The sequence below is a fragment of the Hymenobacter translucens genome, assembly GCF_020685205.1.
Taxonomy (GTDB): Bacteria; Bacteroidota; Bacteroidia; order Cytophagales; family Hymenobacteraceae; genus Hymenobacter; species Hymenobacter translucens.
Map to the genome: position 1 here is coordinate 75637 of NZ_JAJERB010000009.1, position 12223 is coordinate 87859.

General features: G+C 57.6%; 8 protein-coding genes. All 8 read left to right on the forward strand.

Translation table 11 applies throughout. The features are described from left to right. Nucleotides 1-2 precede the first annotated feature (2 nt). The 8 genes from rplA (at nucleotide 3) to rpsG (ending at nucleotide 12166) form a co-directional block, all read left to right on the forward strand. Complete coding sequence (gene rplA / locus LJY25_RS17795) at nucleotides 3-698, forward strand: 50S ribosomal protein L1 (RefSeq protein WP_227609831.1); 696 nt, start codon at nucleotides 3-5, stop codon at nucleotides 696-698. A 16-nt stretch (nucleotides 699-714) separates the two neighbouring features. After that, the gene (gene rplJ / locus LJY25_RS17800; RefSeq protein ID WP_227609832.1) at nucleotides 715-1269 is read left to right on the forward strand and encodes a 50S ribosomal protein L10; all 555 of its coding nucleotides are present in this window, start codon (nucleotides 715-717) and stop codon (nucleotides 1267-1269) included. 65 nt (nucleotides 1270-1334) lie between these two features. Continuing rightward, nucleotides 1335-1715, forward strand: coding sequence for a 50S ribosomal protein L7/L12 (rplL, locus tag LJY25_RS17805; protein WP_227609833.1), 381 nt, complete (start codon nucleotides 1335-1337; stop codon nucleotides 1713-1715). Between the two features lie 205 nt (nucleotides 1716-1920). Beyond that, the gene (gene rpoB, locus LJY25_RS17810; protein WP_394799980.1) at nucleotides 1921-5811 is read left to right on the forward strand and encodes a DNA-directed RNA polymerase subunit beta; all 3891 of its coding nucleotides are present in this window, start codon (nucleotides 1921-1923) and stop codon (nucleotides 5809-5811) included. Between the two features lie 354 nt (nucleotides 5812-6165). Continuing rightward, nucleotides 6166-10509, forward strand: coding sequence for a DNA-directed RNA polymerase subunit beta' (gene rpoC, locus LJY25_RS17815; protein ID WP_227609835.1), 4344 nt, complete (start codon nucleotides 6166-6168; stop codon nucleotides 10507-10509). Nucleotides 10510-10615: 106 nt separating this feature from the next. Continuing rightward, nucleotides 10616-10948, forward strand: a complete 333-nt coding sequence (locus LJY25_RS17820) for a DUF3467 domain-containing protein (protein ID WP_227609836.1) — start codon at nucleotides 10616-10618, stop codon at nucleotides 10946-10948. A 236-nt stretch (nucleotides 10949-11184) separates the two neighbouring features. Continuing rightward, nucleotides 11185-11613 carry a 30S ribosomal protein S12 gene (gene rpsL / locus LJY25_RS17825; RefSeq protein ID WP_227609837.1) on the forward strand — a complete coding sequence of 143 codons (429 nt, stop codon included), beginning with the start codon at nucleotides 11185-11187 and terminating at the stop codon, nucleotides 11611-11613. Between the two features lie 85 nt (nucleotides 11614-11698). Continuing rightward, complete coding sequence (rpsG, locus tag LJY25_RS17830; protein WP_100337277.1) at nucleotides 11699-12166, forward strand: 30S ribosomal protein S7; 468 nt, start codon at nucleotides 11699-11701, stop codon at nucleotides 12164-12166. Nucleotides 12167-12223: the final 57 nt, after the last annotated feature.

Consider the following 12223-nt stretch of genomic DNA (forward strand, 5'->3'; position numbering starts at 1 on the left):
TCATGGCAAAAGTTAGCAAAAAGCGCAAGGAAGCCCTTGCCAAGCACGACCTGACGCAGGTTCGCTCGCTCGTAGAAGCTGCCAAAGTGGTAAAGGACATCACCTATACCAAGTTTGACTCTTCCGTTGATATCGACGTGCGTCTGGGCGTAGACCCCCGCAAAGCCGACCAGATGGTACGTGGCGTTGCCACGCTGCCCCACGGTACCGGTAAAACCGTTCGTGTACTCGCTCTCGTGACTCCCGATAAGGAAGCCGAAGCCACTGCCGCCGGTGCCGACTTCGTAGGTCTGGACGATTATATCGCCAAGATCGAGAAAGGCTGGACCGACATCGACGTTATCATCACGATGCCGTCGGTAATGGCCAAGGTAGGCCGTCTGGGCCGTGTACTGGGTCCCCGTGGCCTGATGCCGAACCCCAAGTCGGGCACCGTTACCACCGACGTAGCCAAAGCCGTTCAGGAAGTGAAAGCTGGTAAGATCGACTTCAAAGTCGACAAGACCGGCATCATCCACTGCAGCGTAGGCAAAGTGTCGTTCGACGACCAGAAGCTGGCGGAGAACGCCCTGGAGGTAATCCAGACTCTGCAGCGTCTGAAGCCTTCGTCGGCTAAAGGCACCTACATCAAGAGCATCACGCTTTCGAGCACGATGAGCCCGGCCGTTCCGGTAGAAACGACGGTAACTTCCGTTTAACTAACTCACGACGATTATGACCCGGCAAGAAAAACAAGCCCTCGTCGACGAGCTGAGCGAGAAGTTCTCATCGCACAACTCGTTCTACATCACGGACGCCTCTACGATGTCCGTGGCGAAAATCAACGAATTCCGCCGGTTGTGCTTCAACCGTGGAATGGAGTACAAGGTGTACAAGAACACCCTGATCCGCAAAGCCCTCGACACCCTCGGTGGCGACACGGCTGATATGGACGCTGCGCTGAAAGGCCAGTCGGGTGTGCTGTTCTCGAAAGAGTCCGGCAATGCACCGGCCAAGCTGCTGAAGGATTTCTATAAGGCCCAGGCATACGGCAAGAACGTAGAGCCCAAGCCCGCGCTGAAAGGTGCTTATGTGGATGCCAGCATCTACGTAGGAGCCAACCAGCTTGAAACGCTCAGCACGCTGAAAGGCAAAAACGAGCTTATCGGTGAAGTTATCGGTCTGCTCCAGTCGCCCGCCAAGAATGTTATCTCGGCTCTTTCGAGCGGAGGCAGCAAGCTGGCTGGCATCCTCAAAACTCTTTCCGAAAAAGAAGAGGTTGCAGGCTAACCGCTGCTCATCTTTTTCATTTCCATTTTCAATTCAACAACCCTTTTTTTTAACGATCTACAGAAATGGCAGATTTGAAAGCATTCGCTGAGCAGCTTGTTAGCCTGACGGTGAAAGAAGTAAACGAACTGGCTACCATCCTGAAGGACGAGTACGGCATCGAGCCCGCTGCTGCTGCTCCCGTAATGATGGCCGGTGGCGGCGGTGGCGCTGCTGCTGAGGCTCCCGAGGAGAAGACGGCTTTCGACGTAATCCTGAAGTCGGCTGGCGCTAGCAAACTGGCAGTAGTTAAGCTGGTGAAAGACCTGACCGGTCTGGGCCTGAAAGAAGCCAAAGAATTGGTTGACGGTGCTCCCAAGCCCCTGAAAGAAGGTGTTGCTAAGGACGAGGCCGAAGGCCTGAAGAAGCAGCTGGAAGAAGCTGGTGCTGAAGTAGAGGTTAAGTAATTCTGCCTCCCTCTTCACCATTCCCAAATTGGATAAGGCCTGGCAACTAAGCCAGGTCTTTTCCTGTTTGTAGGCTATAACCATAGCCATATTGCCCTCACGCGCCGCATTGCGGCTTTTTGTGCCTACGGGTACGGCGGAGGTGGCGGCAAGGTTTGCCGCGTGTGATTACGCTTCAGTGTCCATTTCTTAACACCCCAACGCATTGGCTACACCGAAAGCACAGGCTTTGCAGAAAGCCGTTGAGCGAATCAATTTCGCCAAGATTAAGAAAGTTATTGAGTACCCGGATTTCCTGGACGTGCAGCTGCAGTCGTTCCAGGATTTCTTCCAGCTGGAAACGGCCGCCGAAAGCCGGACGGATGAGGGCCTGTTCAAGGTATTTGCCGAAAACTTCCCGATTTCCGACTCGCGCGAAAACTTCGTGCTGACCTTCATGGACTACCACGTAGACCCGCCCAAGTACTCGGTTGACGAGTGCATCGACCGGGGCCTGACGTACTCCGTGCCGCTGAAAGCCAAGCTGCGCCTGGTCTGCAACGACTCGGACAACGAGGACTTCGAAACTATCGAGCAGGAAGTGTTCCTTGGGAATATCCCCTACATGACCGAGAAAGGCTCGTTCGTCATCAACGGTGCCGAGCGGGTTATTGTGTCACAGCTGCACCGCTCGCCCGGCGTGTTCTTTGCCCAAAGCAAGCACACCAACGGTACCAAGCTGTATTCGGCCCGTATCATTCCGTTCAAAGGCTCGTGGATTGAATTCGCCACGGACGTGAACAACGTGATGTACGCCTACATCGACCGGAAGAAGAAATTCCCGGTTACCACCCTGCTGCGCGCCATCGGCTACGGCACCGACAAAGACATTCTCGACCTGTTCGGGCTGTCGGAGGAAGTAAAGGCCGACAAGAAGGCCCTGAAGAAGGCTGTCGGCCGCAAGCTGGCTGCCCGGGTGCTGCGCACCTGGACCGAGGACTTCGTGGACGAGGATACCGGTGAAGTGGTATCCATCGACCGGAACGAGGTTCTGCTGGAGCGTGACTCGACCATCCAGGAAGAGGACATCGATACCATCCTGAACGCGGCGCCCAAGTCCATTATCCTGCACAAGGAGAATGTGAACATCGCCGACTTCGCCATCATCTACAACACGCTGCAGAAAGACAACTCCAACTCGGAGAAGGAAGCTGTAGAGCAGATCTACCGTCAGCTGCGGAACACCGAAGCCCCCGACGAGGAAACTGCCCGTGACATCATCCAGAAGCTGTTCTTCTCGGACAAGCGCTACGACCTCGGTGACGTGGGCCGCTACCGGATCAATAAGAAGCTGGGTCTGGACAAGAACTGGGAAGCCCGGGTACTGACCAACGAGGACATCGTGCTCATCGTGAAGTACCTGATCGGCCTGATCAACTCCAAGGCCGTAGTCGACGACATTGACCACCTGTCGAACCGTCGGGTACGCACCGTGGGTGAGCAGCTCTACGCGCAGTTCGGCGTGGGCCTGGCCCGTATGGCCCGGACCATCAAGGAGCGCATGAACGTGCGTGACAACGAAGACTTCAAGCCCGTTGACCTGATCAACGCCCGCACGCTGTCATCGGTTATCAACTCGTTCTTCGGCACCAACCAGCTGTCGCAGTTCATGGACCAGACCAACCCCCTGGCCGAGGTGACGCACAAGCGTCGCGTATCGGCCCTGGGACCAGGAGGTCTGTCGCGGGAGCGGGCCGGTTTCGAGGTACGTGACGTTCACTACACCCACTACGGCCGCCTGTGCACCATCGAAACGCCGGAAGGACCGAACATCGGTCTGATCTCGTCGCTGTGCGTGCACGCCCGGGTAAACGGCATGGGCTTTATCGAAACGCCTTACCGCGCTGTAAAGGAAGGTAAGGTGGACGTGAGCCACGAAGTGAAGTACCTGACCGCCGAAGAGGAAGACACTCACCACATCGCCCAAGCCAACGCCCGCATCGATGACAAGGGTAACTTCATCAACGACCTCGTGAAAGGTCGTTTCGAAGGTGACTTCCCCGTAGTGGCTCCCCAGGAGTACAGCTACATGGACGTGGCCCCGAACCAGATTGTATCGGTGGCTGCTTCGCTGATTCCCTTCCTGGAGCACGACGATGCTAACCGCGCCCTGATGGGCTCGAACATGCAGCGTCAGGCAGTGCCCCTGCTCCGTCCCCAGGCTCCCATCGTGGGCACGGGTCTGGAAGGCCGCACCGCCATCGACTCGCGCACCCTGGTGGTAGCCGAGGGCGACGGTGTCATTGACTACGTCGACGCTAACCGGATCGTAGTGAAGTACGATCTGACGGCCGAAGACATCCTGGTAAGCTTCGACGCTGAGAAGATCTCCTATGATCTGATCAAGTTCCGCCGGACTAACCAGGATACCTGCATTAACCTGACCCCGATCGTAAAGCGTGGTCAGCGCGTGTACAAAGGACAGCCCCTGTGCGAAGGCTACGGCACGAACAACGGTGAGCTGGCCCTGGGCCGCAACATGCAGGTGGCATTCATGCCGTGGCAGGGCTACAACTTCGAGGATGCCATCGTCATCTCGGAGCGCGTAGTTCGCGACGACATCTTCACCTCGATCCACATCGAGGAGTTTGAGTTGGAAGTGCGTGAAACCAAGCGTGGCGAAGAAGAGCTGACCTCGGAAATTCCGAACGTAAGCGAAGAAGCCGTCCGCAACCTCGACGACAACGGTATCATCCGCCTCGGCGCCGAGGTGAAGGAAGGCGACATCCTGATCGGTAAGATTACGCCCAAGGGCGAAACCGACCCGACCCCCGAAGAGAAGCTGCTCCGCGCCATCTTCGGCGACAAGGCCGGCGACGTGAAGGATGCTTCCCTTAAGGCGCCGCCTTCCCTGCAGGGTGTGGTTATCGGCACCAAGCTGTTCTCCCGTCCGAAGAAAGACAAAAACCTCCGGGCCAAGTCGAAGAAGGAAGTGGAAGAGCTGAAAGACGCCTATGCCAAGGAGCTCCGCGCGGTGAAAGCCGTGATGGTCGAGAAGCTGGTGCAGCTGCTGGAAGGCAAAACCTCCCAGGGCGTGAAGCACAAGTTTGGCGACGAAATCCTGACCAAGGGTGTGAAGTTCGGCAAGAAGAACATTGCCGATGCGCTCTTCCCCGAGAAGAACCCTTACAAGGACGAGAGCAACTACGCCGTGCCGGAAGAGGTGAACATGTTCAAGGACCTGATCCTGGAGAACTGGACCGCCGACGAGAAAGTGAATGGCATGGTGCTGCAGCTGGTGAAAAACTACGCCAAGCGCCGCAACACCATCACCGCTCGTTTCAAGCGGGACCGGTTTACCCTGGAAGTAGGGGATGAGCTGCCCGCCGGCATCGTGCAGCTGGCCAAAGTATACATCGCCAAGAAGCGCAAGCTGAAGGTGGGTGATAAAATGGCCGGCCGTCACGGTAACAAGGGTGTGGTAGCCCGCATCGTGCGCGATGAGGACATGCCTTTCCTGGCCGACGGCACCCCGATGGACATCGTGCTCAACCCGCTGGGTGTACCGAGCCGCATGAACATCGGTCAGATCTACGAAACCGTACTGGGCTGGGCCGGCCTCAAGCTGGGCCGCACCTACGCTACCCCGATTTTCGACGGTGCTACCGAAGAGGAAGTATCGCGCGAGCTGACGGAAGCCGGGCTGCCCACCTTCGGCCGCTCGTACCTGCACGACGGTCTGACCGGTCAGCAGTTCGACCAGCCGGTAACGGTCGGTGTGATCTACATGCTGAAGCTGGGTCACCTGGTTGACGACAAGATGCACGCCCGCTCCATCGGACCGTACTCCCTCATCACGCAGCAGCCGCTGGGTGGTAAGGCCCAGTTCGGTGGTCAGCGCTTCGGTGAAATGGAAGTGTGGGCCCTGGAAGCCTTCGGTGCGTCGAACGTGCTGCAGGAAATCCTGACGGTAAAGTCGGACGACGTTATCGGACGGGCCAAGGCCTACGAAGCCATTGTAAAAGGCGACGTATTGCCCAAGCCGAATATCCCCGAGTCCTTCAACGTACTCATCCACGAGCTGCGCGGTCTGGCCCTGGAAATCACGCTTGACTAAAGCCGATTATTGATTTAGGAGTTGTTGGTGCCCCGGTACCGGCAACTCCTATTTCGGGCTTTATACTATAAAGAGTACCGCGGTTCGGGAAACCGAGAATAGCCGCTCCCGGCGTCGTTCCGAGATATGGTCAGAACGGCATCAACAGCGGGAGCTGGTTAGCCGCTCCAAGCTCAGGTTTGCCAAAGCCTGCGCTAGTACCCATCAGACCTGATCGAACCTGCTGCTTGGCGTACCTATCCGACCGGCAGAGCACTTTTATCAGAGTCAAACTGTTCTGGTTTTTCGGACTTTTCTTAAGAAGAGACGATCATCCACGGCAGCCACAAAGCCAACAGCTAACAGCTCTACTACATGGCGTTTGCAAAAAACAAGAAACTGGTACAGGACTTCTCGAAAGTCACGATCTCCCTGGCCTCGCCCGAATCCATCCTGGAGCGGTCGAACGGGGAAGTGGTGAAGCCCGAGACCATTAACTACCGGACGTACAAGCCCGAGATGGGCGGCCTGTTCTGCGAGCGGATTTTCGGTCCGGTAAAGGACTGGGAATGCCACTGCGGCAAGTACAAGCGGATTCGCTACAAAGGCATCATCTGCGACCGTTGCGGCGTGGAGGTGACCGAGAAGAAAGTACGCCGGGAGCGGATGGGCCACATCGAACTGGTGGTGCCCGTTGCGCACATCTGGTACTTCAAGTCCCTGCCCAACAAAATCGGCTACCTGCTGGGCCTGCCCACCAAGAAGCTCGACCAGATTATCTACTACGAGCGGTACGTAGTGGTTCAGCCCGGTGTACTGGCCGAAGAAGGCGTACAGCAGCTGGACTTCCTGACCGAAGACGAGTACCTCGACATCATCGACAAGCTCCCCCGCGAGAACCAGATGCTGCCCAATGAGGACCCCAACAAATTCATTGCCCGGATGGGGGCGGATGCCCTGCAACTGCTGCTGGAGCGCACCAACCTCGACGAGCTTTCCTATAGCCTCCGCGACTCGGCCGCGCACGAGACCTCGCAGCAGCGGAAGGCGGAAGCCCTGAAGCGTCTGCGCGTAGTAGAAGCCTTCCGCGACGCGGCTACCCGCATCGAGAACAAGCCCGAGTGGATGGTTATCCGCATGGTGCCCGTGATTCCCCCGGAGCTGCGCCCCCTGGTGCCGCTCGACGGCGGCCGTTTCGCTACCTCTGACCTGAACGACCTGTACCGTCGCGTTATCATCCGCAACAACCGCCTCAAGCGCCTGATCGAAATCAAGGCGCCGGAGGTGATTCTGCGGAACGAGAAGCGCATGCTGCAGGAAGCCGTTGACTCGCTGTTCGACAACTCGCGTAAGGTGAATGCCGTGCGCGCCGAAGGCAACCGTGCTCTGAAGTCGCTGTCCGATATGCTGAAAGGCAAGCAGGGCCGCTTCCGTCAGAACCTGCTCGGTAAGCGTGTCGACTACTCCGGTCGTTCGGTAATCGTCGTGGGTCCGGAGCTGAAGCTGCACGAGTGCGGTCTGCCCAAGAACATGGCAGCCGAACTGTTCAAGCCCTTCATCATCCGCAAGCTCATCGAGCGCGGCATCGTGAAGACGGTGAAGTCGGCCAAGAAGATCGTGGACCGCAAGGACGCCGTGGTGTGGGACATCCTGGAGAACGTGCTGAAGGGCCACCCGGTCCTGCTGAACCGTGCTCCAACCCTGCACCGTCTGGGCATTCAGGCGTTTCAGCCCCGCCTTATCGAGGGCAAGGCTATCCAGCTGCACCCGCTCGTTTGTACGGCCTTCAACGCTGACTTTGACGGTGACCAGATGGCTGTGCACGTTCCGCTGGGACCGGCCGCTATTCTGGAAGCCTCGATGCTCATGCTGGCGTCGCACAACATCCTGAACCCGGCCAACGGCGCGCCCATCGCGGTACCGTCGCAGGACATGGTTCTGGGCTTGTACTACGTAACCAAAGGCAAGCGCAGCACCGACGAAGAGAAGATCCAGGGCGAAGGCCGCATCTTCTACTCCGACGAGGAAGTTGTGATTGCCATCAACGAAGGCCAGCTCTCCAAGCACGCCTACATCAAGGTGCGCACCCAGGTTCGGGACGAAAATGACGACTTGGTTACCAAGATCATCGAGACCGTAGCCGGCCGCGTGCTGTTCAACCAGCTTGTGCCCACCGAAGTAGGTTTCGTAGACGAGCTGCTGACCAAGAAGAAGCTCCAGCAGATCATTTCGATGGTGTTCAAGCGGACTGGCATGGCCCGCACCGCACAGTTCCTCGACGACATTAAGACGCTGGGCTTCCAGTCGGCTTACAAAGGTGGTCTGTCGATGGGTCTGGGCGACATCCAGATTCCCAAGGAGAAGGATGCCCTGGTGCTGCAGGCGCAGAACGACGTGAAGGCCGTTACTCAGAACTACCAGATGGGTCTGATTACCGACAACGAGCGTTACAACCAGGTTATCGACATCTGGACCCGCATCAACAACCAGATCACTGAAACCCTCATGGGTCGCCTCGAAAAGGAGAACCAGGGCTTCAACTCGATCTACATGATGATGCACTCCGGTGCCCGCGGCTCGCGGGAGCAGATTCGTCAGCTCGGCGGTATGCGTGGTCTGATGGCCAAGCCCCAGAAGTCGCTGCAGGGTTCGGTTGGTGAGATTATCGAAAACCCGATCCTGTCCAACTTCAAAGAAGGCCTGGACGTTATCGAGTACTTCATCTCGACCCACGGCGCCCGGAAAGGTCTGGCCGACACGGCTCTGAAGACGGCTGACGCCGGCTATCTGACTCGTCGTCTGGTAGACGTTTCGCAGGACGTAATCGTAAACGAAGTGGACTGCGGTACGCTGCGGGGTCTGGAGGTTTCGGCCTTGAAGGACAACGAGGATATCGTAGAGTCGCTGGCTGAGCGTATCCTGGGTCGGGTAGCAGTACACGACGTACTGGATCCTCTCTCGGATCAGGTTATCGTATCGGCAGGTTCGGAAATCACCGAGGAAGTAACCCGTCAGATTGACAACACGGCTATCGAAACGGTGGAAATCCGCTCGGTACTGACCTGTGAGTCGAAGCGGGGTATCTGCGCCAAGTGCTATGGCCGTAACCTGTCGTCGGGCCGTATGGTCCAGAAAGGTGAAGCAGTAGGTGTAATTGCCGCGCAGTCCATCGGTGAGCCGGGTACCCAGCTGACGCTGCGTACCTTCCACGTAGGTGGTACGGCCTCCAACATTGCCGTTGAAGCCAGCATCCGCGCCAAGTTCGCCGGTACGGTGGAGTTCGAAGACGTTCGTACCGTGGATACCGAAACCGCCGAAGGCGTGAAAGGTAAAGTGGTAATGGGCCGCTCGGGCGAAGTCCGCATCGTGGAGCCCAACACGGGCAAGGTGTTCATCTCGAACCACGTGCCCTACGGCTCGTTCCTGATGGTGGACGAAGGACAGGTAGTGGAGAAGGGCCAGGAGCTTTGCAACTGGGACCCCTACAACGCCGTCATCCTGGCCGAGTTCGACGGTACCGTGCAGTACGACGCCATCACGGAAGGTATTACCTACCGGGAGGAGTCGGACGAGCAGACGGGTCACCGCGAAAAGGTGATTATCGAATCCAAGGACAAGACCCAGAACCCCTCCATCATTGTGAAGGCCAGCAAAAAGGCCGAAGCAGAAGGGCAGAAGGGCTACAGCATCCCGGTTGGCTCCCACCTCAACGTGGAGAACGGCGACCGGATCAAGGCTGGTCACATCCTGGCCAAGATTCCGCGTGCCATTGGCAAAACCCGCGACATCACCGGTGGTCTGCCCCGCGTTACGGAGCTCTTCGAAGCCCGTAACCCCTCGAACCCGGCCGTTGTGTCGGAAATCGACGGTGTGGTAACCTACGGTACCGTGAAGCGTGGTAACCGCGAAATCTTCGTGGAGTCCAAGGACGGGGTCAAGAAGAAGTACATGGTGCCGCTGTCCAAGCACATCCTCGTGCAGGACAATGACTTCATTCGCGCCGGCATGCCGCTGTCGGATGGGGCCATCACGCCTTCCGACATCCTGAGCATCCAGGGTCCGGGCGCCGTGCAGGAGTACCTCGTGAATGAGATTCAGGAAGTGTACCGTCTGCAGGGTGTGAAGATTAACGACAAGCACATCGAGGTGGTCGTTCGCCAGATGATGCAGAAAGTGGTTATCCTTGACGCCGGCGACACGACCTTCCTCGAAAACCAGGTAATCGACAAGATTATCTTCATGGAGGAAAACGATACCATCATCGACATGAAGGTGGTAACGGACGCCGGGGACTCCCCGAACCTGAAGCCGGGTCAGATTGTGAGTGCCCGCCGCCTGCGCGACGAGAACTCCAGCCTGAAGCGTCGTGACCTTGCTCTGGTGCAGGTGCGCGAAGCCCAGCCTTCGGTGTCGCGTCCCACGCTGCAGGGTATCACCCAGGCCTCCCTGGGCACCCAGTCGTTTATCTCGGCCGCTTCCTTCCAGGAGACGACCAAGGTGCTGTCGGAAGCTGCCATCCGTGGCAAGGCCGACGAGCTGCTGGGCCTGAAGGAGAACGTAATCGTAGGTCACCTCATCCCGGCCGGTACCGGTCTGCGCGAGTACACGCGTCAGGTTGTCGGCTCCGTGGACGATGTGGAAGTCCCGGCCCCGAAAGCGGCCGAGGAAACGAAGCGTCCTTCCCGGGTTGGCAAGCGCGAAACCTCAAACCAGGAGTAGTCCTGCGTTAGACAAGTAAGGCAAAGCCGGTCAGAGCAATCTGGCCGGCTTTTTCTTTTTAGTAGCTTTAGCCTTCTGTTTTACTTTCCTCTGACTTTCCCGCCCCATGGCTCAGCAAGCACCCATAGACCCCACCCAGGACCCGAACGCCATTAACATCGAGCTGCCCGAGGCCATTGCCGAAGGCGAGTACGCCAACCTGGCCATGATTGCGCACAGCAGCAGCGAATTTGTCATCGACTTTATCCGGCTGATGCCCGGCGTACCCAAAGCCAAGGTGAAAGCCCGCATCGTGGTCACGCCCGAGCACGCCAAGCGGCTGGTCGCGGCGCTGGCCGAGAACATCGACCGGTTTGAGCAGAGCTTCGGCCCCATCAAGCCTCAGGCCGACATGCCCAGCTTCCCGATGAACTTCGGGGGCACGATGGGGGAGGCATAGGAGCCTTGCACCTGTAATGACCTTCCAGAAAGGCTTCACTTCCCGGTGAAGCCTTTTCTTTTGCCCAACATGGCAGTGCCCCGGTTGAGCTAAGGGGTAAAGAGACGGAAAGGCGTAACTTTTTTCGGGCACCTAAAACAAACTATTTCAACCTGTTTGCTATTTGCCGGCAACTTCTATACCTTTGCAAGCCTAATTTTTTGGGAGAGAACCCTCCTTGACAAACCATTCCATAAATGCCTACTATTAACCAGTTAGTACGAAAAGGCCGCGAGAAGCTGACGACGAAGTCGAAGTCGCCGGCCCTGGACTCGTGCCCGCAGCGCCGTGGCGTATGCACCCGCGTGTACACCACTACGCCCAAGAAGCCGAACTCGGCTATGCGTAAAGTTGCCCGTGTGCGCCTCACCAACGGTAAGGAAGTCAACGCCTACATCCCGGGTGAAGGCCACAACCTGCAGGAGCACTCCATCGTGCTGATTCGCGGCGGCCGTGTGAAAGACCTTCCCGGTGTTCGCTACCACATCATCCGTGGTGCTCTCGATACGGCTGGCGTAAGCGGCCGTCTCCAGCGCCGCTCGAAGTACGGCGCCAAGCGTCCGAAGCCCGGCCAGGTGGCTGCCACCGGCAAAGGCGGCAAACCCGCACCCGGCAAGAAAAAGTAATTGATACGAGTAAAGCGGTAGCGCGTGTTGGCTAGCACATGGTTCTTAGCCCACGCCCAGCCGTTCATAACTCACATCTGAACCCATGAGAAAGTCAAAACCGAAAAAGCGCATCCTCCTGCCCGACCCCAAGTACAAGGAGACGCTGGTAACCCGTTTCGTCAACTACATGATGTATGACGGAAAGAAAAACCTGGCCTACACCATTTTCTACGATGCCTGCGAGCTTGTTGAGCAGCGCACCAAGGAAAACGGCCTGGAGATGTGGCGCAAGGCCCTGAACAACGTGATGCCGACCGTAGAAGTAAAGAGCCGCCGCGTAGGTGGTGCTACCTTCCAGGTGCCGATCGAAGTTCGCCCCGACCGCCGGATCTCGGTAGGTGCCAAGTGGATGATTCAGTATGCTCGTCGCCGTGGTGAAAAGACCATGAAGGACAAGCTGGCTGGCGAAATCATTGCCGCTGCCAAAGGTGAAGGTGCTTCCGTTAAGAAGAAGGACGACACGCACCGTATGGCCGAAGCCAACAAGGCCTTCTCGCACTTCCGATTCTAAACAGTTATTAGGGTCTTGGGGTCCTGGACCTTGGTTTTTGTTCTCTTGCACGCGCGT